21 protein-coding genes are annotated in these 24,698 nt (G+C 62.3%); 8 read left to right on the top strand and 13 right to left on the bottom strand.

Going from position 1 to position 24,698, the window contains the following annotated elements:
• Positions 1-22: 22 nt before the first annotated feature.
• From BTW07_RS08945 to hutU, 3 genes are all read right to left on the bottom strand, one after another.
• Positions 23-1,582, bottom strand: coding sequence for an HAL/PAL/TAL family ammonia-lyase (locus BTW07_RS08945; RefSeq protein ID WP_075569835.1), 1,560 nt, complete (start codon positions 1,580-1,582; stop codon positions 23-25).
• A gap of 4 nt (positions 1,583-1,586) precedes the next feature.
• On the bottom strand, positions 1,587-3,188 hold the full coding sequence (locus BTW07_RS08950) for a BCCT family transporter (RefSeq protein WP_075569836.1): 1,602 nt from the start codon (positions 3,186-3,188) through the stop codon (positions 1,587-1,589).
• A gap of 111 nt (positions 3,189-3,299) precedes the next feature.
• Positions 3,300-4,967 (bottom strand): urocanate hydratase, encoded by a 1,668-nt coding sequence (hutU, locus tag BTW07_RS08955; protein ID WP_075569837.1) that lies wholly within the window; start codon positions 4,965-4,967, stop codon positions 3,300-3,302.
• Positions 4,968-5,225: 258 nt separating this feature from the next.
• Here hutU and BTW07_RS08960 point away from each other — a divergent pair, with 258 nt between their 5' ends.
• Positions 5,226-6,596, top strand: coding sequence for a formimidoylglutamate deiminase (locus BTW07_RS08960; protein WP_075569838.1), 1,371 nt, complete (start codon positions 5,226-5,228; stop codon positions 6,594-6,596).
• 160 nt (positions 6,597-6,756) lie between these two features.
• Entirely contained in the window at positions 6,757-7,971 is a 1,215-nt protein-coding gene (locus BTW07_RS08965) for a YjiH family protein (protein ID WP_244158337.1), read from the top strand.
• A 63-nt stretch (positions 7,972-8,034) separates the two neighbouring features.
• Here BTW07_RS08965 and hutC read toward each other — a convergent pair whose 3' ends face one another.
• Positions 8,035-8,793 carry a histidine utilization repressor gene (hutC, locus tag BTW07_RS08970; protein ID WP_075569840.1) on the bottom strand — a complete coding sequence of 253 codons (759 nt, stop codon included), beginning with the start codon at positions 8,791-8,793 and terminating at the stop codon, positions 8,035-8,037.
• 9 nt (positions 8,794-8,802) lie between these two features.
• On the bottom strand, positions 8,803-9,462 hold the full coding sequence (locus BTW07_RS08975; protein ID WP_144076875.1) for a HutD/Ves family protein: 660 nt from the start codon (positions 9,460-9,462) through the stop codon (positions 8,803-8,805).
• A 215-nt stretch (positions 9,463-9,677) separates the two neighbouring features.
• Between BTW07_RS08975 and BTW07_RS08980 the strand changes: the two genes are divergently transcribed.
• Complete coding sequence (locus BTW07_RS08980) at positions 9,678-10,538, top strand: glycine betaine ABC transporter substrate-binding protein (RefSeq protein WP_075569842.1); 861 nt, start codon at positions 9,678-9,680, stop codon at positions 10,536-10,538.
• Positions 10,539-10,606: 68 nt separating this feature from the next.
• Here BTW07_RS08980 and BTW07_RS08985 read toward each other — a convergent pair whose 3' ends face one another.
• The 8 genes from BTW07_RS08985 to BTW07_RS09020 form a co-directional block, all read right to left on the bottom strand.
• Positions 10,607-10,813: a hypothetical protein gene (locus tag BTW07_RS08985; protein ID WP_075569843.1), complete on the bottom strand. Its 207-nt coding sequence runs from the start codon at positions 10,811-10,813 to the stop codon at positions 10,607-10,609.
• A 173-nt stretch (positions 10,814-10,986) separates the two neighbouring features.
• The gene (locus tag BTW07_RS08990) at positions 10,987-12,018 is read right to left on the bottom strand and encodes a histone deacetylase family protein (RefSeq protein ID WP_075569844.1); all 1,032 of its coding nucleotides are present in this window, start codon (positions 12,016-12,018) and stop codon (positions 10,987-10,989) included.
• Positions 12,019-12,035: 17 nt separating this feature from the next.
• Positions 12,036-13,031, bottom strand: a complete 996-nt coding sequence (locus tag BTW07_RS08995) for a 2-hydroxyacid dehydrogenase (protein WP_244158338.1) — start codon at positions 13,029-13,031, stop codon at positions 12,036-12,038.
• A gap of 24 nt (positions 13,032-13,055) precedes the next feature.
• Entirely contained in the window at positions 13,056-14,708 is a 1,653-nt protein-coding gene (locus BTW07_RS09000; RefSeq protein ID WP_075569845.1) for an ABC transporter ATP-binding protein, read from the bottom strand.
• A 10-nt stretch (positions 14,709-14,718) separates the two neighbouring features.
• Complete coding sequence (locus BTW07_RS09005) at positions 14,719-15,552, bottom strand: ABC transporter permease (RefSeq protein WP_075569846.1); 834 nt, start codon at positions 15,550-15,552, stop codon at positions 14,719-14,721.
• A 9-nt stretch (positions 15,553-15,561) separates the two neighbouring features.
• Positions 15,562-16,542 (bottom strand): ABC transporter permease, encoded by a 981-nt coding sequence (locus BTW07_RS09010; protein WP_075569847.1) that lies wholly within the window; start codon positions 16,540-16,542, stop codon positions 15,562-15,564.
• A 66-nt stretch (positions 16,543-16,608) separates the two neighbouring features.
• Positions 16,609-18,174: an ABC transporter substrate-binding protein gene (locus BTW07_RS09015; RefSeq protein ID WP_075569848.1), complete on the bottom strand. Its 1,566-nt coding sequence runs from the start codon at positions 18,172-18,174 to the stop codon at positions 16,609-16,611.
• A 112-nt stretch (positions 18,175-18,286) separates the two neighbouring features.
• Entirely contained in the window at positions 18,287-19,051 is a 765-nt protein-coding gene (locus BTW07_RS09020) for a class II aldolase/adducin family protein (RefSeq protein WP_075569849.1), read from the bottom strand.
• A gap of 166 nt (positions 19,052-19,217) precedes the next feature.
• Between BTW07_RS09020 and BTW07_RS09025 the strand changes: the two genes are divergently transcribed.
• From BTW07_RS09025 to BTW07_RS09045, 5 genes are all read left to right on the top strand, one after another.
• Positions 19,218-19,901: a GntR family transcriptional regulator gene (locus tag BTW07_RS09025; protein ID WP_075569850.1), complete on the top strand. Its 684-nt coding sequence runs from the start codon at positions 19,218-19,220 to the stop codon at positions 19,899-19,901.
• Positions 19,902-20,039: 138 nt separating this feature from the next.
• Positions 20,040-21,065, top strand: coding sequence for a histone deacetylase family protein (locus BTW07_RS09030; RefSeq protein ID WP_075569851.1), 1,026 nt, complete (start codon positions 20,040-20,042; stop codon positions 21,063-21,065).
• On the top strand, positions 21,065-22,153 hold the full coding sequence (locus BTW07_RS09035; protein WP_075569852.1) for a phosphotransferase: 1,089 nt from the start codon (positions 21,065-21,067) through the stop codon (positions 22,151-22,153). The genes BTW07_RS09030 and BTW07_RS09035 overlap by 1 nt, the downstream gene beginning before the upstream one ends.
• A 2-nt stretch (positions 22,154-22,155) precedes the next feature.
• On the top strand, positions 22,156-23,454 hold the full coding sequence (locus tag BTW07_RS09040; RefSeq protein ID WP_075569853.1) for an aspartate aminotransferase family protein: 1,299 nt from the start codon (positions 22,156-22,158) through the stop codon (positions 23,452-23,454).
• A gap of 288 nt (positions 23,455-23,742) precedes the next feature.
• Entirely contained in the window at positions 23,743-24,351 is a 609-nt protein-coding gene (locus tag BTW07_RS09045) for an HAD family hydrolase (RefSeq protein WP_075569875.1), read from the top strand.
• The last annotated feature ends 347 nt before the right edge of the window (positions 24,352-24,698 follow it).

Genomic DNA, 24,698 nt, shown 5'->3' on the forward strand with positions numbered 1-24,698 from the left:
CCCTTCGGTCGTGGGCAAAAGATTACGTCAGTGTCAGTGCACGGGCTTCCGGTGACCCGCCAAGCGTCGAGGCGATCACCGGAGGAATCGACGCGCGACGGATAGCCGCGTAGATCCTCTCGATATCCAGCGAGAGCGGATGCTCTTCTTCGTAGATCCCAACGATTCCGCGCAGCCAGCCCCACGCGGCACTGGTGCCGGTCGCAAAGCGCTCGCTGGGCAATAGATCGAACGCCTGGGCCGCGCACAGCCACTCGATGGCGATGATTCGAAAGGCATTGTCGATCGCGGCATCCAGCTTCAACGCGGCGCTGTCGCCGAGGCTGAGATGATCCTCCTGCAGAGCGGAAGTGAGGTAGTTGTCGATCACCGCGGGCTGGGCGAGTCGCTTGTTGTCGGCGGCGAGCGAAGCTGCCGTGTACTGCGCGATCATCATGCCGGATTTCATCCCGCTCTCTGACGAGAGAAATGGCGGCAGGCCACTGTAAAGACTGCTCACTTCGGGCGTCACGAGCCGGTAGATACGTCGCTCGGACATTGCGCTCCATTCCGCCACCGCCATCGCTAACTGATCGCAGGCCAGGGCGATGGACTCGCTATGAGGGTTGGCCTGGGAAACGACCCGGTATCCGTCGGCGTTTTTCAGCAGCAGTGGATTATCCGTGGCGCTGTTCAACTCGCGATCGATCTGCTGTGCAGCGTGCGCCAGCTGGTCGCGGCAGGCCCCATGCACCTGCGGAATCGCACGCAGACTCAAGGCGTCCTGCAGATGCCCGCCTCGGCGAGTCGCGAGCCATTGGCTGTCGTGCAAGAGCTCACGCAGCGTACGCCCGCATATCTGCATGCCCAGCTGCGGCTTGAGTGCCAACACGTCAGCATCGAATGCCTCGAGTTGGCCACCCAGCGCATCGAAACTCATCGCCGCGCCGATATCAGCCCAGGCGCTCAAGCGATTGGCGCCATCCAGCGCCAGGCAGGCCAGGCCCGTCATGGCCGGTGTGCCATTGACCAGGCTCAGGCCATCTTTAGCGCCCAATGTCACCGGCGGTTTTTCAATGCTCGACAGCACCGCTTCAGCGCTCAGCGTCTCGCCACGGTAACGCACCTGTCCTATACCGATCATGGCGAGACCGATGTGGGCCATGTGCGTGAGATAACCGACCGAGCCCTGCCCCGGCACCACGGGCGTTACGTGGTGGTTCAGAAAGTCGATTAGCCGCTCGACGATTTGCGGGCTGATCCCGGAATGACCGTGGCTGTAGTTGACCACGGCCGTCGCCATGATCGCGCGAACCTGATCGTCGCGTAAGGGCGCGCCAACGCAGCAGGCATGGCTCATCAAGGTGTGATAGGAGAGCCGCTGAAGCTGATCCGGCTGGAGCCGCACATGGCAGAGCGCCCCGAGCCCGGTATTGATGCCGTAGTAACGGGTTTCCCCGCGAGCGAACTCCTCGACGGCATGGCGAACGTCGCGAACTCGCTTCCAGCGTTCCTCCGAGAGCCGAAGCTCGGCACCATGACAGGCCACGTCCACAATGGCGCGCCAGGACACCGCTTCGTTGCCAAGCGTGATCGCGGTCATCGTGTCACTCCTTGTCAACGCGCTGGAGCGCGGCAGCGTCATTCCCTCGCTGGGCCTCATCGATGGCGGCCTGGCGGCCGGAGATCAGCTCCTTGACGCCTGAAGCCAGAACGAGGACGAACAGGAACACCACGAAGAATCCGCCGGCCGCCGCCAGATACTTGATGCCATCGACACCCTGTTCCCCGCCCCCAAAGGCCACCATGACGTAAGCGATGACGCTGATCGACACACCCCACAGAATTTTCTGAAAGGTGGGTGATTCATCGTCGGCGGTCATGCCTCGAGTGCAAATCGTCGCGATCGTCGCCGACATCGAATCCGCCGCCGTGGCAAATGACAGGATCAGCGCGAGGATCGTTGCCGGTACCAACAACCAGGCCAGCGGTAGTTGGTGTAGAAAGCCCCACAGGCCCGCCACGGCCCCGTCTTGCGTGATGATCGCAGCCAGATCGAGCGTGCCATCCAACTGCCACTTGATCGCGCTGCCACCCCAGACCGTGAACCAGACGATGCCAAAAATGGCTGGCAGCACCCAGTTGATCATCAGGAACTCTCGCAACGTGCGTCCGTAGGAGATGCGCGCCAGAAATAGCCCCATCAGCGGCGCGTAGGCGATCCAGATCGACCAGTCGTACATTGTCCACCAGGTCACCAGCGCTTCCCCACCCAGTTCCTTGGTGTCGAAAGACCAACTGAAGAAGTTGTCGAACCAGTAACCGATGCTGGTCATCGACAGGTTCAACATGTAGACCACCGGCCCGACGATCAGCAGCAGCGCCAGCATGCCGTAGTAGAGATAGGCATTGAGCGAGGAGAGATAGCGAATACCGCGCTTGAGTCCTGACACCGAAGAGGCGATGAAGATCACCGTAATGATGGCCACCAGCACCAACCAGGCGGTTGGTCCGACACTGACGCCATACTCTTCCTGAACCCCGGAGCCAATCAGGGCAACGCCGGCACCCAACGAAGACGCCAAACCGAGTGCAATCGCCAGCACTGACACGATATCGATAATGGCGGTGATTGCCGGCCGACGGTGATGATCGCCAATAATCGGCGAAATCGCCGCGGATATCGAAAATCGTTGGCGGCGATTGTAGTGCATGTACGCAATCATCATGCCGACCACGGCATACATGGCGTAGGGAATGAAGCTCCAGTTATGGAAACTGCGCGCCAGCGCGAACACGGCGGACTCGCCACTGCCCGGCGCGAAGGCCTGATTATCGATTTCGCCATAGACATTACCCATATAGATGATGGGTTCATTGACGGCGTAGGTCACCACGCCCGTCGCAATGCCGCCAGTCAGCGCCATGGCGAAGGTCGACATCAGCGAAAACTTTGGCTTGGCTTCCGGCCCGCCAAGTCGAATATTCCCGACCTTCGAGAAAAATACGAAACCAACCACAGCCAGAGCCGCCATGGCGACCAGCTGGTAGAGCCAGGCAAAGTCGGACAGCGTGAAATAGAAAATCTTCTGCGTGACGTCGATCAGCAGTTCGTTGTCGACCAGACCGATGATCGCGGCGACGGCAACGATCAAGAACGTCGGGATGAACACGCTGAGCTTGATACTTCTTGGAGCGGGTTTTGACATTTTTATACCCTGACACGAAAGGCTGAAGGTCCGCGTGAAACCGCCACCACGCGACCAATGTCGTCAATGAAACCGGGGAGAGCCTCCCCGGTGATTTCCGGAGTCGATGGCCTACTTGATCATCGGCAGATCGAGACCTTGCGCCTTGGCGCAATCGATGGCGACGTCATAACCCGCATCGGCGTGGCGCATGACGCCGGTGGCGGGGTCGTTGTGCAAGACACGGGCAATGCGACGCGCGGCATCGTCGCTACCGTCGCAGACGATCACCATGCCCGAGTGCTGAGAGAAGCCCATGCCGACACCGCCGCCGTGATGAAGAGAGACCCAGGTCGCCCCGCTGGCAGTATTGAGCAGCGCATTGAGCAGTGGCCAATCGGAGACGGCGTCAGAGCCATCCTTCATGCTTTCGGTTTCCCGATTGGGACTGGCCACCGAACCGGAGTCGAGATGATCGCGTCCAATGACCACGGGCGCGGAGAGTTCGCCACTACGCACCATTTCGTTGAACGCCAATCCCAGCTTCGCGCGCAGACCCAGACCCACCCAGCAGATACGTGCAGGTAGTCCCTGGAAACTAATGCGCTCGCGGGCCATGTCGAGCCACCGGTGCAGATGCTCGTCATCGGGGATCAGTTCCTTGACCTTGGCATCGGTCTTGTAGATGTCTTCCGGGTCACCAGACAGCGCCACCCAACGAAACGGGCCGATGCCGCGGCAAAACAGCGGGCGAATATACGCCGGCACGAAACCCGGGAAGTCGAAAGCATTGGAGACACCTTCATCCTGGGCCATCTGTCGGATGTTGTTGCCGTAATCGAAAGTCGGCACGCCCTGCTCGGCGAACGCCAGCATGGCGCGCACGTGCTCCGCCATCGACGCCTTGGCGGCTGCAATGACCATCTGCGGCTCGGTCTTGCTGCGCGCTCGATAGTCCTCCCAACGCCAGCCGGCCGGCAGATAACCGTTGAGCGGATCGTGGGCACTGGTCTGGTCCGTGACCATATCTGGCCGCACGCCACGGCGAACCAGTTCAGGCAAAATCTCGGCGGCGTTGCCGTGCAAGGCGATGGAAACCGCCTTGCCTTCGGCGGTGTAGCGCTCGATCCGGGCCAATGCGTCGTCCAGGTCATCCGCCTGCTCATCGACATAGCGCGTGCGCAGCCGAAAGTCGATGCTCGACTGCTGGCACTCGATGTTGAGCGAACAGGCGCCCGCCAACGTTGCCGCCAGCGGCTGCGCCCCGCCCATGCCTCCAAGCCCTGCCGTCAGGACCCAGCGCCCGGAGAGCTTGCCGTCGTAGTGCTGACGTCCGGCCTCGACGAATGTCTCGTAGGTGCCTTGCACGATTCCCTGAGAGCCGATGTAGATCCATGATCCGGCGGTCATCTGACCGTACATCATCAACCCCTTGGCATCGAGCTCGTTGAAGTGCTCCCAATCGGCCCAGTGTGGGACCAGGTTGGAGTTGGCGATGAGAACGCGTGGCGCATCGAGGTGAGTCTTGAAGACGCCGACCGGTTTGCCCGACTGAACCAGGAGCGTCTCGTCCACTTCCAGTGTTTTCAGCGTCGAAACGATCTTGTCATAGCACTCCCAGTCCCGCGCGGCACGACCGATACCACCGTAGACGACCAGCTCTTTCGGGTTTTCGGCCACATCCGGATCGAGATTGTTCATCAGCATGCGCATCGGCGCTTCGGTCAGCCAGCTTTTGGCAGTCACTGTCGAACCGCGTGGGGCACGGATGTCGACGTCGCGGAAACGGAAATCAGTCATGGGAACTCCAAGCAATCGATACGCAACGAGAATGAATGGCCGCGGTTGCGGATGACCCTATTGAATATGTATATACATTACGCTGTCAAATACTAGCGTCGCTATGGCGAACCTTCAGCTCGAACACGCCAAAAATCCCAAAAATAGTGCAACAACCGGCTATACGCACCTTTATAGCGCATAAAAACCCCCACTTGAACTGTCACCACCGCCGCGATATATGTATATACAAAATCCAAATCCAAGGATAACTCGTCGATGTCCAGAACCTACTTCGCCCCTGCCGCGCTTCTGCCTGACGGGTGGCACCATCATGTCCGAATCCGTGTCGATGATCAGGGGATGATCGAGAGTATCGGGAGCGATGCCACGGCCGACGATGCCGAGTGCCTGAAAGGACCCGTGCTTCCAGGTATGCCCAATCTTCACTCCCATGCCTTCCAACGTGCCATGGCCGGCATGGCGGAGGTGGGATCGGCCAGGCCAGACAGCTTCTGGAGCTGGCGGGACAACATGTACGCGCTGGTCGACCGGCTCACGCCAGACCAGGTGGCGGTGATCGCCCGTGCGCTTTACGTCGAGATGCTCAAGGGCGGCTACACCCAAGTCAGTGAATTTCATTACCTGCATCATGCCCCCTCCGGCCAGCCCTATGCGGGCCCCCAGGCCATGTCCGAGGCACTGCTGGAGGCGTCGGCCAGCAGCGGTATCGGCATGACATTGCTGCCGGTCATGTATGCCCACAGCGACTTCGGCGGCAAGCCGCCAACCCAAGGCCAGCGGCGCTTCGTTCATACAGTCGATGCCTACCTGCGCCTGCTGGATGAGCTGGACACGCGGTGCCAGGCCGATTCGCGTCACACTCTCGGCATTGCGCTGCACTCGTTGCGCGCGGTAACCCCTGAAGAGATCGCTGAAGTACTCGCCGCCAACCCGACTGGGCCCCGTCACATTCACGTGGCAGAACAGCAGAAGGAGGTCCAGGCCAGTCTTGCCTGGTCCGGTCAGCGTCCCGTGCAGTGGCTGTTGGACAACGTCGATATCGACGAGCGCTGGTGCTTGATTCATGCCACGCATCTCGACGACAGCGAGGTCCGCGGATTGGCCGACAGCGGCGCCGTCGCCGGACTTTGCCCCACCACCGAAGCCAATCTTGGCGATGGATTCTTTCGCGGCGAGATGTATGCCGCTCGGAGTGGCCGCTGGGGCATCGGCTCGGATAGTCATGTATCCCTGAACGTCGTCGAGGAGTTGCGTCTGCTGGAATATGGGCAACGTCTGACAACGCAGCGTCGCAACGTGCTGCAGAGTGAGCATCAGCGCAGCGTCGGCGACTGGCTATATACCCAGGCAGTCGCCGGTGGCGCTCAGGCATCGGGACAACCGATTGGCGCGCTAGCGCCCGGCAAACGCGCCGACTGGATCGTGCTGGACGGAAACGACCCTTACCTCGCCACCACCAGCGACGGCAACCGGATGGGGCGTTGGCTCTTTGGTGGGTCCCAAGCGCAGATACGAGACGTGATGGTGGCCGGTATCTGGCAGATCGAGAACGGCCATCATGCCCGAGACGATGATAACCAGCGGGATCTTCGCGACGTATTGCAGGCGCTTCAACGCCTCGACTGACGCCTTCATCGATGACAACAATCAAGAATGCCCTCAGGAATACGCCATGCCATCATCAGCCCCAGATCCCTTACGCTCACCCAGCCCAACGCCGAAGCAGCTTTTCAAGCTCTTCATTCCCAGCGCGCTCGGCATTCTAGTGTTTTTCGTTCCCATATCGATGGATGGCAGACGTACGATCCTGCTGGATCATCTCGTAACCGGCCTTCGTGCGTTGATGGGAAGTGGCGTGACGTTCTACGCGCTGGCAGTCATCCTGGCCGGTGCCATCTACCCGCTATGGACCCAGCGTTGGCGTACCAGTCACACCGAGACCGTGCTGACGATGTTCAAGATCATCGGTGCGATCGTGGCGATCATTGCCGTCACTGGCTGGGGGCCAGCGGCGCTGTTCGCGCCGGACATGCTGCCGTTCCTGTTCGACAAACTCGTCATTTCGGTCGGGCTCATCGTGCCGATGGGTGCGATTTTCCTGGCATTGTTGATCAACTACGGGCTGATGGAAGGTGTCGGTGTACTGTGCCAACCGTTGATGCGGCCCATCTGGCGCACGCCAGGGCGCTCGGCGATCGATGCCGTGGCTTCTTTCGTCGGCAGCTATTCGATAGGACTGCTCATTACCAACCGGGTCTATCTGGCAGGCCGCTACTCCGCGCGGGAAGCCGCGATCATCGCCACCGGCTTCTCGACGGTATCGGCAACGTTCATGATTATCGTGGCCAAGACGCTGAACCTGATGTCGATGTGGAATCTCTATTTTTGGCTGACGCTGCTGATCACTTTTATCGTCACCGCCATCAGCGTGCGCCTGCCGCCGCTGGCCATGATGGATGACCAAAAAGAGGATGCGGAAACCGATGTCCCTCAAGGACAACGACTGCAACAAGCCTGGCGCGAGAGCTTGGGCGCCGCTGAACGCGCACCGAGACTTGGCGATAGCGTCATGACCAACCTGCGGGAAGGTATGTTGATGACCATGAGCATCCTGCCTTCCATCCTATCGGTAGGCCTGCTGGGTCTGCTGCTGGCCAAGTACACACCGGTCTTCGAATGGGTGGGGATGATTTTCTATCCCTTGATCGCACTCTTCGGTATCGATGAAGCGCACCAACTATCCCAGGCAGTGGCCTCTGGGCTGGCGGAGATGTTTCTACCCGCACTGCTGATGACCGATGCCTCGCTGCCGGCTCGCTTCACCGCGGGTGTCGTTTCGGTCTCCTCGGTCCTTTTCTTTTCGGCCTCAATACCCTGCATTCTGTCGACGCGCATACCGCTGTCGGTAGGCCGAATCGTGATGATCTGGTTGATACGAACACTGCTGAGCCTTGCCCTGGCCATTCCCGCAGGGTTGATGGTCGCCGCCATCGTCGACTGACAGGCGTCGCGGGCGGAGCTCGGCGCACCGATCGTCGTGCGGGCCGACCGACTCCGCGCCAGGTTACCGCCCCGGGGTGTGGGCCATCGACCGCAGCTTGTAACGATCCCCGGGGTGCAATAGATGCGCATAACTGATGAGACGGTCTTTCGACCACGTACGACGACGAACGCTCAGGCAGGGAGCATTCGCATCCACATCGAGATAATGCGAGGTCATTGGATCCGACAGCACGGCTTCGACGATATGCTCCATGTCACTGATCGGACAGGCTGCGACCAGGATCTCGTTGGGCGTCTGGTGATGAAAGTCAGCATTCAGATACTCGGGCACCCAGCGGGGATTGACGTAGCGGATTTCCAGCTGGATCGGCATGCCGTCCTCGAGATGGACCAGCCGGGAATGAAATAGCGAGCTACCCACTTTCACCCCCATACGCATGGCGATTTCGTCGTCTGCCACCACGCTTTCCAGCACAATCAACCGGCTGGAATAGGTATGGCCGCGGTCTCGAACTTCGTCAGCGATATTGTTGATCTCGACCAACGGCGACTCTGAGCGGCGGTCGGCGACGAAAGTCCCGATGCCCGATTGACGCCACAGGTAGCCTTCCTGAACCAGATCGCGAATCGCCTTGTTGGCCGTCATCCGGCTGACACCAAACGTAGCTGCCAGCATTTCTTCTGGTGGAATCTGATGATCTACCGGGAAATCGCCGCTCTGAATGCGCTCCAGTAAATACTGCTTGATGATCTGATAGCGTGGGGGCTGCCGATTCACGCCTGCTCCTTGTGGTAGGCAAGAGCCTGTAATGAGGGTCATCACTGACAGCTACATTCGCTGGAGAGAACTGACAGGATCAAGGTCTGTGGAATGTCTCTTGAGCTGGACCCCAAAACCGACGAGGCCATGGGCGCTCTCGTCGATCGGTCGAAGGTTTCCCGGCAACGCATGCCCGCACTCGGTCAGCGGGTATCGCAGCGCATCGCCGGGTCCGACAACGACAGGATTGGGCGTCGACGGATCCAGCATCAAACGCCCACGTGACAGGATATACCAACACTCCTCCCAAGGCGCCTCCCCGCTTTCGTGCAGCGGCCATGCCCAAGGCTCGCAAAGCATCAAATGCCCATCCCATCGCTTTGCGTCGAACATGAGATTCAAGGCTCGACTCGGCCCGTCAGGTAACTCGCACACGACGGGCTCGTCTCCCTCAAAAATCAGCACGTCACCGGTTGCGAGCGTGACCTGACGGTCAGGAAACGACAGCACGACCGGTCTCTCTCCAAGCACGCCGAAGTGACGCTGGCGTCCTTCAAAACAGGAAAATGCACCCGGATGCTCCAGATCGGCGATCGACATTCGCCAGTTTGGAGACAGACCCTCCCTGTCACGAGCGACCTCTCGCGTGACGCCACCGCCGTTTTTCCACGGCAAGGCTGTCATGTCATGTGATTGGTAAACAACCCGCTCTTTCTGATAGTCATTCATGCCGAAGATCGCATCGCCTTTTTGCTGTGCCCATCCGCCATCCGCGAAACCGCCTCTCTCGCGACCCACGTTCCAGATGGATCGGATGGGCAACTATCTTCATGAGTGGCATCTCTCGCCCGCATAATGTATATACATTATGCGGGCGAGACTCAACCGACAAGAATAACGTTGAACCAACGCCTACAATGCCAACAACCTCACAAGGATATCGAATGTCTCCCATCAGATTACTGCTGGCTGGTGCCAGCCTCGCCATGATCGGCATAGCTCCCGCAGGCGCGGCGGGCAAGCCAGTCACCATCGGCACCAACAATTGGGCCGAAAACATCGCAATTTCGCATATGTGGCAACAGCTGCTTGGCGAAAAGGGTTACGACGTCACACTCAACGAAGTCTCGAAGCCGATACTGTTCGGCGGCCTGGCCGAAGGCGACATCGATATCTCGCTTGAAGTGTGGCTGCCGAGCGACAATTCGTTCGTCGAACCCTACAGCGATCGCATCGATCTCCACGACACTTGGTACGACGATGCTCTCGACGCGCTAGTCGTGCCATCCTACGTCGACGATATCAATTCCGTTGCCGATCTCGAGCGTCATGCCGAGGATTTCGAGTATCAGGGCGAGCCGACGATCTTCGGCATCGAACCAGGCTCGACGATTGCCGATGAGGCCGACACTGCCATCGAACAATATGCGTTGCCGTTTCGCCAACTCAGTAGTAGTGAGACCGCCATGATGGCGCAGCTCAAGGAAGCGTATCGCGAGAAGCAACCTATCGTCGTGACGCTGTGGCAGCCGCATTGGGCGTTTGCCGAGTACGACCTCAAGGTGCTTGAAGACCCCAAGAAGACCTTCAGTGCCGGCGAGCAGATCAAGTGGGTATCGCACCATGGTTTCGGCGATGACAACCCCGAGCTCAAGGCGATGCTGGATGCCTGGCACATGACACCGGAACAGCTGTCCCAGTTGATGCTGGAAATCGAGAACACGGGAGACCCTGACAAGGGCGCGGCCCAGTGGATTGCCGATAACCGCGAGTTGGTCGATGGATGGCTCGAGGCAAAGCCATAACTACCGCGACCGGCAGGAGTGATTCCCCCGGCCATGAGCCGGGGGTCAGATCAAAGCCTCGCTGCCCGTCAGCAGCGCGTGCAGTGCTTCAACGTTTCCGCGTCATCGCGTTCGAGACGCGGCGTTCGTGGTGGCAGTTGCGACGAACGCCGTGCAGGATGCAGCAGCGGATTCGAGCGCAACAGCGTCATCAGCATGGCGCGGACCACGTGCGCGAGCACGTAGACGACGACGGCCATAATGATCAACGCCTTGATGCGCCCTGAAATCTTCACGCTGCTTCTCCTCGAGTGATGGTGCCGGTGGGATGGCACACAGGATATAACCACACGATTGTGACGAGAAATTGAAGGCGTCGATAAGCGGTATGCGAGTCATCGATGTGGGTGGTGTTCGAAGGATTTCCGAATGCAGAACCTCTAGGCAACTATCCTGAGACGCCGATCTGTCATCGGCCCGACAACCCTTCGAAGAAGCTCACCGCATTCGCTTCGAGCCCTTCCAGGTAATAGCCGCCCTCCTGCACCATCAGCGTGGGCAGGTTCAAGCCCGCCACCGCGCGACCGAGCCTGCCGAATCCCGGCGTGGAGACCGACACCTTGGCCTGCGGGTCCTTCTCGTGGATATCGAAGCCCAGTGCCAATACCAGCGCATCCGGTTCGAACAGACGAATCGCCTGGCAGGCCTCTTCGAGACGCTCGAAGAACATCGCTTCCGGTGAGCCGTGGGGCATCGGCAGGTTGAGGTTGTAACCCAGCCCCGCACCGCGCCCGCGTTCGTTCTCGAAGCCGGTGACCGCCGGGTAGAAGTTGGTGGTGTCACCATGGATCGAGATGTACATGACGTCATCGCGCTCATAAAAGATCTCCTGCACGCCCTGGCCGTGGTGCATGTCGGTGTCGAGCACGACGACGCGCGGATAGCGTGAGGTGAGATACTGAGCGGCAATGGCGGCATTGTTGAGAAAGCAGAAGCCACCGGCGGAATCGATGCCCGAGTGATGGCCTGGCGGGCGCGACAGCGTATAGGCGAAGCGGTCACCTGCGAGCAGGGCGTCGGCGCCGGCCACCGCGCTCTGGGCCGCCCAGTAAGCCGCCTGCCAGGTATGCTCGCCCACCGGGGCGCTGCCATCCGCCAAATAGCGCGCGGCCTCGGCGAGAATCCCGCGCAGCGCATTGGGCGAGCGAACGAAGATGCTGGAGATCACCTCTTCGCCCCAATCTTCGCCTCCGTTCTCGCTGACATCGTGCCAGCGTCGATGGGCACTCTCGAGAAAGCGCAGGTAGGGCAGCGAATGCACGGCACGCAGCGGCGCAGTGCCGTGATCCCTGGGCGCCTGAATCGCGAAGCCGAGTCGCCTGGCCGCCGTCAGCAGATGCTCGGCACGATCGCGGACTTCCTGGGGTTGGCGCATCCTGCCGCGGGAGAAATAGGTCTGCGGTTGATGCAGCAGCTGATCGTCGTGAAAGAAGGTCTTCATGGATTGTCCTTGTTCGATCAATACCCTGCCTCTCGATCCACCACGCTCGTGGGCAACAGATCGTCGTCCAGGCGCTGCATGGCCTCAGAGACCTCTTGAGCCACCTGGTTCGGCGTCGAATCGCAGGCGTCGTGGGGCGTGATCACGATTTTTTCGTGATGCCAGAACGGGTGATCCTGCGGCAGCGGTTCGACGGCGAAGACGTCCAGCGAAGCACCGCCGAGCCGGCCGCTCTGCAGTGCCGCGAGCAGGTCGGCCTCGATGAGATGCTCGCCGCGACCGACATGGATCAGCGCCGCGCTTTCGGGCATCCGGGCAAACAGTTCGGCGTTCAGAATGCCGCGGGTTTCAGCGGTCAATGGCAGCAGGTTGATCAGGATGTCGCTGCGCGCCGCGAGCCGTTCGAGACCGTCGGTGCTGCTGAATCCTTCGGCGCCAGCCGGCAGATTGCGCCCGCTGCGCGAATAGATTGCCACATCGTAATCCAGCGCCATCAGCGCCCGTGCCACCGCGCTACCCATCTTGCCCGCCCCCAGCAAGCCGATGCGGACATCGCTGGCATCGCGCATAGGCAACCGCTGCCAGTGTCGCTGACGCTGATTGGCCAGATAGTCGCCGAAGCGGCGGTGGTGCCACAGCACATGCCAGGTCACGAAACCCGCCATCATCTGCGCCTGGGACTCGCCGGCAATGCGCATCAGCGGCACGTCTCCAGGCAGGCTCTCACTCGCCAGGATGCCGTTGACGCCGGCCGCGATCGACGATACCAGCCGCAGGTTGGGGTACGGCAGGAAATCCTCGGCACCCGGATCCCACGCCAGTGCCAGCGTCACCGCTTCAGGGTCGACGACGTCCTGCGGCAGCGCCAGACGGATATGCGGCGCCACCTGCGCGAAGGCCTCGATATAAGGCGTCATGACCTCGGGCGTGCCCAGCAGCACCCCCTGCATGGTTGGTGCGCGGTGCTGTTGTCCAGGCGCACGTCCGTCCTGTTCGGTTTCCATCATCGTCATGTCTTCCACTGGTCTTTGATCGGTTCAAACCGCACCGGCAGTCGCCGGCTCAGGCGCCTCGCGGCGACCCGGTATCGCCTCCAACAGTTCTCGGGTGTAGGGGTGTTGCGGCGAGAGAAATATCTCCAAGGCGCTACCGTGCTCGACGATACGACCCTTCTGCATCACGATCAGGCGATCGCAGATCTGGGCCGCCACCCGCAGGTCGTGGGTGATGAACAGTAGCGAGAGATCGAGCTCTCGCTTCAGATTGTCGAGCAGCTTCAGCACTTGCGCCTGGATCGACACATCCAGCGCCGAGACGGCCTCGTCGGCGACGATCAGTTCGGGGTTCAGCGCCAGTGCCCGGGCGATGCCGATGCGCTGACGCTGCCCGCCGGAGAACTCGTGGGGATAGCGCTCGGCGGCGCCGCCATCGAGCCCCACCGTGGCCAACAGCGCCCTTGCCTGTGCCAGCGCCTCGGCCTTGGGCACGCCGTTGGCGATCGGTCCCTGGGCAATCGCCATGCCGACGCGGATGCGCGGGTTGAGCGAGGCGTACGGGTCTTGAAAGACCATCTGGATTCGACGTCGATGCTCGCGCAGCTCGCGGCCTTCCAACGCGCTGAGATCCACCCCGTTGAGACGAATCTCGCCGCTGTCCGGCGTGTTCAGACCGACGATGCAGCGTCCCAGCGTCGATTTTCCGGAGCCCGATTCGCCGACGATGCCCAGCGTTTCGCCCTTGCCGAGCGAGAAGTCGATACCGTCGAGCGCGACGACTTCCCGCTTGGGCTGGAACCAGCCACCGCTGGATCGATAAACCTTGTCGAGACCACTGACCGATAGCAGCGGCGTCGAATCCCTGGCGTCACGCTGCGGCGGAATCGCATCTCCCGGAATGGCTTCAATCAAGGCCCGGGTGTATTCATGCTGCGGATTCTCGAGCACCTCGCGGGCGATCCCCATCTCGACGATCTTGCCTTCCCGCATGACGCAGACGCGATTGGCGATCTCCGCCACCACCCCGAAATCATGGGTGATGAACATCACCGCCATGCCGCGACGCGCCTGCAGATCCTTCACCAGATGCAGGATCTGCGCCTGGGTAGTGACATCCAGCGCCGTGGTCGGTTCGTCGGCAATCAGCAGCTCCGGCTCGAGAGCCAGTGCCATGGCGATCATCACCCGCTGACGCTGACCGCCGGAAAGCTCGAACGGATAGGCACGCAACGCCGATGTCGGGTCGGGCAGGCGAACCTCCTCGAGCAGCGCCAGCGCCCTTTCCTTGCGCGCTTTCGGAGTCAACAGGCCGTGCGCCTCGAACACTTCGGCGATCTGCTCACCGACTCGCATCAGCGGATTGAGCGCCGTCATCGGCTCCTGGAAGATCATGCCGATGCGTCGCCCGCGCAGGGCGCGATGGCTGATCTCGTCCATCGCCAGCACGTCCTGGCCGTCGAACAACGCCCGCCCCTTGGAGACGTGGACACCGGTCGGCAGCAGCCCCATGACCGCATTGGCCGTCATCGACTTGCCGGAGCCGGATTCGCCGACCACACACAGAATCTCGCCGGCGCTCAGGTCATAGCTGACGTTATCGACGGCGTAGAGCCGGTCGGCGCCGTCCGGCAGCGCCAGCGACAGACGCTCGATGCGCAACAGGGGCGCGCCAGACTCGCGTATGGATTCACTCATGTTCGACCTCCTAGCGTGCTCTGGCGAGCTGCGGATTGAGCGCATCGTCCAGCCCTTCGCCGACCAGATTGAGCGCCAGCACCGTGAGCAGGATCGCCACCCCCGGAATGACCGACAGCCACCAGGCCTGGCGCATGACCGTGCGCGCCGCACCGATCATGTAGCCCCAGGACATGGTGTCCGGATCGCCGAGACCGAGAAACGACAGCGAGGATTCCAGCAGAATCGCCGTTGCCACCATCAGCGAGGCCAGCACGATCACCGGCGACAGCGTATTGGGCAGGATCTGCTTGATGATGATGTCGCGATGGGTCTGGCCGACCAGTCTGGCGGCCTCGACGTACTCGCGATGCTTGATCGACAGGAACTCGCCGCGTACCAGGCGCGCCACTGGCGGCCAACTGACGATGGCAATCGCCAGCACGATCGAGAACGTGCTCGGCTCCATGATCGCCACCAGCACGATCGCCAGCGCAAAGTTGGGGATGGTCTGGAAAAACTCGGTGAAGCGCATCAAGGCATCATCGACCCTGCCGCCGAAATAACCGGCCAGCGCGCCGAGCGGCACGCCGATCGCCAGTGCCACGACGGTGGAAATCAACCCGATCAGCAGCGACACCCAGGCGCCGTGGGCGAGCCCGGCGGCAACGTCACGCCCCATCACATCGGTGCCAAGCCAGAAGCCGGATACCTCGCCGGGGGCCAGAAAAGGCCGCTGCACCATGCGCCAGGGCGAGTCGGGATACAGAAACGGCGCCAGCAAGGCCAGCAGGGCCACGAGTCCGAGAATCACCAGTCCCACCAGCGCGCCGCGGTTCTGGGAAAAGCGTTTGAAGAAACTCATGCGGCCTCCTTATGCGGCACTATGCTTGATGCGCGGATCGGCGAGCCGATAGATCACGTCAGTCAGCATGTTGAACAGGATCACCAGCAGCGCACAGAAGAAGAAGATGCCCAGCAGCAGGTTGTAGTCTCGCTGCATCAGCGCCTCGTACATCAGCCGGCCGATCCCGGGCCAGGCGAACACGGTCTCGGTGAGTACCGCGCCGCCGACCATCTGCCCGGCCTGCAGGCCGGCCAGGGTGATGATCGGCAATAGCGCGTTGCGCAGGATATGACGCCGCTGGATCACCCCCGGCGCCAACCCCTTGGCACGCGCCGTCTTGACGAAGTCCTGCTGCGAGACGCTGAGCATCGAGGTGCGCGTCATCCGGGTATAGACCGCCATGAAGAACAACCCCAGCGTCAGCGCCGGCAGAATCAGATGCACCGCGACATCGCCGACGTGAGTCAGGCCGGTATAGCCGGCGCCCACCGTCGAGTAGCCGTAGGCGGGCAGCCAGTCGAGCGTCACCGAAAAGACCAGCACCGCCATCATCGCTACCCAGTAGAGCGGCGTGGCGTAGAACAGCAGCGACAGCCCCATGATGATTGAACCCGATGGCCGCTTGGCGCGCATGGCCGCCAGTGTGCCGGCGAGGATGCCGAATGCCAGCGAGATCACGAACGCCGCCCCGGTCAGCAATAATGTCGCCGGCAATCGATCCAGGATCAGGTCGAGCACCGGCATCTGCTGGCGATAGGAGTAGCCGAAATCAAGCTGCAGCACGCCACTCATGTAGCGCCAAAGCTGAACCGGCAGCGACTGGTCGAGACCGAAGCGCTCGCGCAGATCCTCGAGGAACTGCTGATCGGTGGCGCCCGCCTCGCCGGCCATGACTGCCGCGGGATCACCGGGTGCGGCGTGAATCAGGAAGAAATTGAACACCAGGATCGCCAGCAGCACGATGACCGCCTTGACGACGCGACCCAGGATCAGAGACACATAGGGCATTGGCTCGTCCTCGCCGAGCGCCGGCAACCCAAAGTCGCCGGCGCTTGCTACCGAAGTTGGGGTCGTTTACTGCTCGATCCAGGCGTTCTTGAATCCATCGTTGAGCCCGATACCGGTGGTGATCAGGTCATGCACGCTGCAGCGATAGAGGGTCGGCTGCGCCAGTTCCATGATCCATGCCAGCGGCACGTCATCGTGGAGGATTTGCTGAACCTGGTCGTACATCGCCTGGCGTTGGTCGGGGTCGTTTTCCACCGCGGCGTCCGCAAACAGCTTATCGACCTGCGGATTCTCGTAGCCCTCGACGTTGTTCCACGGCGAGCCCTTGGCGATATTGCTGGAGAGGTAGGTCCGCGCGATGCCCAGCGACGGGTCGCCATACTGGAACAGGTAGGTGAAGGCGATGTCGTAGTCCCAGTCGCTGATCTTCTGGTTCCAGCCCGCCACGTCCGAGGATTCGGTTTCGATGTTGATGCCCACGTCCTCGAGGTTCTGGCGCACAGCTTCCGCCCAGCGGGTCCAGGTCTCACCGTAGGGCAGCGGCAACAACCTCACCGGCTCGCCGTCGTAGCCCATCTCGTCGAGCAGCGCTTCGGCCTTGTCCGGGTCGTAGGGGTAGGGTTCGAGATCGTCGTCGTGGGATGCCAGCGTCGAGCTGAACGGACCGTTGGGCACCTTGCCCAGCCCATTCCAGAGCACGTTCTTGGCGAAGTCGCGATCGATGGCGTACATCACCGCCTGACGGAAACGCTTGTCGGCGGTCGGCCCCTCGCGATTGTTGAGCCATAGCATGGCGAACGGATTGAAGTACTCGTTGCCCGCCTCCGTCATGCAGCTGTTATCCATCTCGGACAGACGCGGAATGTCGAAATTCTCTACTGACCCCGCCGGCATGACGTTGAGCGTGCCGTTTTCGTAGGCGGCAGCCCGTGACGCCGCATCCGGGATCACGTGCCAGTAGATCTTGTCGAGGTAAGGCTTGCCGGCCTCGTAGTAGTCCGGGTTCTTGTCCAGCTCGATCACCGAGCCACGATCCCACTTGGCGAACTCGAACGGACCGGTGCCGATCGGATGATTGTTGGCCGGATTGTTGTAGAAATCGGTGCCTTCATAGATGTGCCTGGGCACCATCGGCAAGGTGCCGACCTCAAACGCCTGAATGAAGGCCGGGAACGGCTGCTTGAGCGTGAAGACCACCGTCTTCTCGTCCGGCGCCTCGATACTGTCGACGTGATCGAGAATCGCCCGGGTTCGCGGGTTGGTCTCACGCAGGAACACATCAGCCGAGAACACCACGTCGGCAGCGGAGAACGCTTCGCCGTCGTGCCACTTCACATCGGGATGCAGATGGAAGGTGTAAGTCAGGCCGTCGTCGCTGATGTCCCAGGACGTCGCCAGTTGAGGCATCGGCTTGAGGTCGGCATCATAACGCAGCAACCCCTCGAAGATATTGCCGGCCACCCGCTGGGTCGGAGCATTCTGTACCAGCGGCAGCATCAGCCCAGGGGGCTCTGGCTGGATGGCGACGTTGGCGACACCGCCGGGTTGAGGCGTCTCCTGGGCGACGGCGGGCGCCGCGAAGGCGAGCGCGGCCGCCGTCAGACGGCCAGTCACGGACGATAGCAGGGTCATGGCAGATCTCATCGTTATTGGATTTGTCGAATCTTCGAACCACTGGTAAAGCGATGTTCAGAAAGCACTTGATGTATTCAGCGTCACCGCTCCGCTTCTTATTTTCAGCCCGTCAGCCCTCGAAATCGGGCTGAATGCGTTTTAACAGGCGCAGGTAGGCCTCCCACTCCGGATCGTGATCGGTCACGCCGTGGTCGGAATCCCACTTTTCGTACTGCTGCGCGGTGTGCTCGGCCAGGGCGTCGTCCACACGGCGAATCGTCATGCCGCTGCCCATCAGCGCGAGCTGCGCCCGACAGCTGCGCTCGAGGTTGTGCATGCGTTTGAACGCCTCGCCGACCGTACGTCCACATACCAGCATGCCGTGGTTGCGCAGCACCATGACCGGCTTGTCACCCAGATCCGCGACCAGTCGCTCGCGTTCGGCCAGATCCAGCGCGATCCCTTCATAATCGTGATAGGCGGTGCGGCCGTGGAACTCCATCGACCACTGGTTCAAGGGCAACAAACCCTCTTCCAGACACGAGACGGCGACACCGGCCACAGAGTGGGTATGCAGCACACAATGAACGTCCGGGCGCGCCTCGTGGATCGCACTGTGGATCGTGAAGCCGGCCTTGTTGATCCCGGCACGCTCCGGATCATCGATCACGTTGCCTTCGAGATCGACGGTCACCAGGTTAGCCGCGGTCACTTCCTCGAAGCGATAGCCGTAAGGGTTGATCAGGAAGTTCTCCTTGCCCGCCTCGGCACGCGCAGAGATATGCGTATAGATACTGTCATCCAGGCCGAAATGCGCGATCAGCCGATAGGCTGCCGCCAGGTCGCGACGTGCGGCCAGTTTCGAGGCCTGGTGAGCGTCAGTCGCCATATCCATCATCGATCTCCTGTGGGGGCATGCGGCAATGCCGTTAGCGTCGGCGACCGCGGATTCAGTCATTAACCTATCAGGCAATTTTCAAACTGTCGACACTCGACAGTCGACTCGCTAAGATCGCCACAGAGTCTGTGGACGATGCCAACCGCCAGCCAAACGAGATGACATGACGACGACCACACAGGGATTCGCCACCATTCAGCAGCGCGATCTGGTCAATCAGATTGCCGACATGCTGACGGAAGCGCTGCTCAAGGGAGAGTTCTCACCCGGGGTGCATCTGTCCGAAGCGCAACTGGCACGCGACTTCGGTGTCAGCCGCGCCCCGGTGCGGGAAGCGGCACGCCTGCTCGAAAGTCGTGGCATGCTGGTCTCCCAACCCCGGCGCGGATTCTTCGTTCGCACCTTCAACGCCGACGAGCTGGATGACGTCTACGACCTTCGCCTGTGCCTCGAACGCCACGCCGTTCGCCTGCTCGCCGGCAAGTTGACCGCCGAAATGGAAGCGGCGCTCAGCCATCAGCTCGAAACGATGCGCCAGGTGGCCCGCGACGGCACCGCCGTTCAACAGATCGAGGAGGATGTCGCGTTCCACCGCATGCTGTGCGAGTTCAGCGGTAACCAGCGCCTGGTGCGCGTATTCGACGAGCTTTGCCACGAGATGCGCTTCTGCATTCTGCTGATCGGTCAGCTCTACGATGACGCCATGCGCGTCGCCGATACCCACGAGCCGATTCTGGAAGCGCTGCGCACCCGCTCACCCGATGCCGGCGAGGCGGCGCTGGATTACCACATCGGCGTCGCCCAGCAGCGGGTAGTGGAGATGTTCCGGGAACGCACCCAGGGCTGACCGTGACCTCGGCGCCCGTGGGCACGGCTGATGTTTCTGGCCGCGCAGCACTGGCCTGCACGCCGATATAGCAGCCTGTCTGGCCAGTGGCGAAGACCTGCCGCCGATATCGAAACCCTTCCAACAAGGGAGACCACTATGCATGTCTTCGCCTGTGACGCTCACCGCGATCACGACCCGCAGTTCTTCGTCGTGCGCGGTCAGGTCCGCCGCAGCAACGAGCAGCCGGAACGGGCCGATCGCCTGCAGCGCTCTGCGGTCAGCGCGGGCCATACTCTCGTCACTGCGGAGGCGGAGGTCGACCACGACAGGCTGGCAACCGTGCACACCTCGCGCTATCTCGATTTCCTCGAACACATCCACACCCGCTGGCTGGCCCTGGAAGACCGCAACCCGGAGGAGGTGGTCGCCAACGTCCACCCCTTTCCCGGCGAGCCCTGCACCTACCCGGACCATCTGGTCGGGCGGGTCGGCTTTCACCTGGGCGATATGGCCGCCTCGATCGGGCCCGGCACCTGGCGTGCGGCGAGAGGTGCCGCGCAGTGCGCCCTGGGCGCGGCTCGCCACGTCCAGTCAGGCCATCGCCTCGCCTATGCGCTGTGTCGCCCGCCGGGGCACCACGCCTACGCAGAACGTGCCAACGGTTTCTGCTATCTCAACAACGCCGCCATCGCAGCCAGCGAACTGCGCCGCCATCATGCGCGGGTGGCGATACTCGATATGGACGTTCACCACGGTAACGGCACCCAGGGCATCTTCTACGACCGCGACGATGTGCTGACGGTCTCTCTGCATGCAGACCCCCACTTCATGACGCCCTTTTTCACCGGTCACGCGCATGAAACCGGGCGCGATGCCGGCGAGGGCTACAACCTCAACCTGCCGCTGCCCCAGGGGCTCGAGACCGATGGCTATCTGCGCCAACTGACCCGCGCCTGCGAGCGCATCGCCGACTTCGCCCCCGGCGCGCTCGTCGTCTCGCTCGGCCTCGACATCTACGAACACGACCCCTACCAGGGCGTCGCTGTGACCACGCAGGGATTTGCGCGGATCACCCGACAGATCTCCCAGCTCGGCCTGCCCACCGTCATCGTGCAGGAAGGTGGCTACCTCTCCGATGCCCTCGGCGACAACCTGGTCAGCGCGCTGTCGGGGTTCGAATGATGACGAGTCACACAGACGACACCACGGACGTCCTCGCGGCCACGGCCCTGACGGTGTCGCCAGAGACCGCCCAACGGGTGCTGGCCGAGCGCTTCGGCCTCGCTGCCACCCTTGAGCCGCTCAGCGGCGAGCGCGACTGCAATTTTCGCGCGGCGACGGCCGACGGCCAGCGCTACCTGCTCAAGTTCACCCATCCGGCGGAGCGCCAGGCGGTGAGCGATTTTCAGGTCCGCGCGCTGATGCACCTGGCCGAACACGACCCGGCCCTGCCGGTTCCGCGGGTGCTGCGTGACCGCGATGGCGATCCGGCGCCACCGCTGCGCCTCGATGACGGCCGCGTCAGTCACGTGCGTCTGTCGACCTTCCTGCCCGGCACGCCGCTGGCCGACCGCGTGGCCTCCCGGTGCTTCCAGTCCAGGCTTGGCGGCTGGCTGGCGCGGATCGACGTCGCCCTGGCCGACTTCGACCACCCGGTTCGCGAGCTGTCGATGCCATGGGACCTGCAGCGCGCCGACGACCTGCTGCCACAGACCGATAGCCTCGATGACGCCTCGCGCCAGCGCATCCGCTACCTGCTCCAGCGCTTCGCCGAGCAGCTGCGTCCGCGCCTGGTGGCGCTGCCGCGTCAGCCGATCCATAACGACCTCAACGGTCACAACGTGCTGTTCACCCCGACCGCAGACGACGCCCTGCCCGAGCACCCCGCCGCGATCATCGATTTCGGCGACATGCTGTTCGCCCCGCGGGTGGTCGACCTCGCCGTGGCCGCGGCCTACCAGATGAAGGATGTCTCCGATCCGCTGGCGGGAGCCCTGGCGCTGGTCGCCGGCTATCATGCCCATTCAGCGCTCGACGATGCGGAGTGCGCACTGCTGCGCGGCTTGATCGAGACCCGGCTGGCGATGGCGATTACCGTCTCCACCCATCGCGCCAGACGCTACCCGCAAAACGCCGACTACCTGCTGCGCAATACGGCGGCTTCCCGCCGGGCCCTGGAGCACTGTCTGAATCTGTCCGCGGCGACGTTTCAGCACCGCCTGGACGAAGCCCTCGATTCAACCTTCAATTCACCGGGTACGGGAGCATGAACATGCACGAGCCCAGCGTGAAAGATGACGATGCCGTCGAAGCGTTCCTGCTGGCGCGGCGCCAGCGACTGCTCGGCGCCTCCTATCGCCTGTTCTATCGGCGGCCGTTCCATCCCGTGCGCGGTGAGGGCGTGTGGCTCTTCGACCGCCACGGCACGGCGCACCTGGACGCCTACAACAACGTCGCCTGTGTCGGCCACTGCCACCCAAAGGTCGTGGAAGCCATCGCCACCCAGGCGGCCACGCTCAATACCCATACCCGCTACCTGCACGAGACGATCCTCGACTGCGCCGAACGGCTGATCGACTCGCTGCCGGCGCCCCTCGAACAGCTGGTCTTCACCTGTTCAGGCAGTGAAGCCAACGATCTCGCCCTGCGCATGGCCCGCGCCTTCACCGGCGGCGAGGGACTGATCGTCACCGAGCTGGCCTATCACGGCGTGACCCAGGCGATCGCCGAGGCGTCGCCCTCTCTCGGCAGCAAGGTCAAGCTAGGCACGCGCGTGCGCACCGTGCCGGCGCCCGTGAATCGCGGTGACGGCGCAGCGGCGATGGGCGCACGCTTCGCCGACGGCGTGCAGGCCGCGATCGACGATCTCGCCGCCCACGGCATCCGTCCCGCCGCGCTGCTGCTGGACAGTATCTTCTCCAGCGACGGCATCGTGACCGATCCGGTCGGGTTTCTCGCCCCGGCGGTAGAGACGATCCGGCGAGCCGGCGGGCTCTATATCGCCGACGAAGTGCAGGCCGGGCTCGGCCGCACCGGCGTCCTGTGGGGCTTCCCCCGCCATGGTGTCAGGGCCGATCTGGTCACGCTCGGCAAACCGCTGGGCAACGGTCACCCGGTAGCAGGGGTTGTCGGCCGGCGCGATGTAATGGACCACTTCGGGGAGACGGCACGCTATTTCAATACCTTCGGCGGCAATCCCGTGGCCTGCGCCGCCGCGCTGGCCGTTCAAAGCGTCATCGCCGAGGAGGATCTGGTGGCACAAGCCGCAGCGGTCGGTGCCGATCTTCATGCCGCCCTGCGTCAGCTTGCTGCCACCACTTCCCGACTCGGCGCGGTGCGCGGCTCGGGGCTGCTGGCCGGTGTCGAGGTGCTCGATGCCGACGGCGCGCCGGACGCCGCCCTCGCGCAGGCGCTGGTCGACGGCCTGCGCGAGCGCCAGGTACTGATCAGCGCCACCGGGCCACAGGCCAATGTGCTGAAGATCCGCCCGCCGCTGGTCTTCACCCGCATGCACGTCGAGCGTCTGTGCGAGGTGCTCGAGGAGACCCTGAGCGACGCCCTCGACGAATAGCGCGGCAGCGATGGACCCCAACAATGATAAAGCCCCAAAAAACGAAGCCACGGTCAACAGCCGGCATCCTCAGCCAAACGACGGTGCTCAAGGCGAGTGGCGATGAGTTCGAGCGCGGCTGGCGCCACTGCGATCGGCACGCATACGTTACACAGCGTTGGTTTCAAGTACTCGAAATCGGCGAACTGCTCACGCCTTGACACCTTGCGCACGTACACCGGGAGTGGCGCAACGGACATTCGGCTACGCCCGTGGCAAGATGGCCTTTTGAGACGCGACACGCTCAATATGACCTCTCCCACCTTGACTCAAATACGCCACTGGGTCTTCGACATGGACGGCACGTTGACCGTTGGCGTGCATGACTTCCCCGCCATTCGCCGTCATCTCGAAATCCCCGAGGGCGCCGACATTCTCCACCACCTGGAAACGCTTCCCGCTGCCGAACGTGACGCCAAGCACGCCTGGCTGCTAGAGCATGAGCGCGAGCTGGCGATGCGTTCGACTGCTGCCACCGGCGCCATCGAACTCATTCAGACGCTAGGCGAGCGCGGCTGCCGGCTCGGCATTCTGACCCGCAACGCCAAGGCGCTGGCTCACATCACGCTGGAAGCGATCGGGCTCGCCGACTGCTTCGCCCCCGACGACGTGCTCGGACGCGACGAGGCACCGCCCAAACCCCATCCCGGTGGCCTCGATCACTTCATCCGACGCTGGAATGTCACGCCGGCGGCTCTGGTTATGGTGGGCGACAGCCATATCGACATGGCCTGCGGGCGAGCAGCCGGCGCGCAAACCGTACTGGTCAACGCGCCGCAGGCCCGGGAGACGAGAGACGCCGATTGGCATCTCGCGGATTGTCGGGCGCTGGCCAAGAGACTCGTCAACGGCAGCTGATCATTTCTATCGCTCCCATCATCCCCATCACTCCCGAAGCGTCGCATCAGCGCGCTCGGTGACCAGGCGCTGCCCTCCCTTTCCCTGATCGATAGCGGCCAGATAGGCGTCAGATGCCGGGGATGCCGATTGGGCCTGGCGCATCGGGGATCGGCGAACATCCGCCCAGCACCAGGGTAGCGCCCAGCATAATCGTCACCAAAAACAACACTTTAGCTGCATGCATATCGCCGGCCTCCTGAGTTCATGTGCCACGAGTCTAGACGATAGATGGACGCGCTCCATCGCTCCGCTCGATTTTCGTATTTGCAAGAGGCGAAAGGACTTCACGACAAGCCTTAACCGAT

The organism is Salinicola socius (genome assembly GCF_001937195.1).
Classification (GTDB): Bacteria; Pseudomonadota; Gammaproteobacteria; order Pseudomonadales; family Halomonadaceae; genus Salinicola; species Salinicola socius.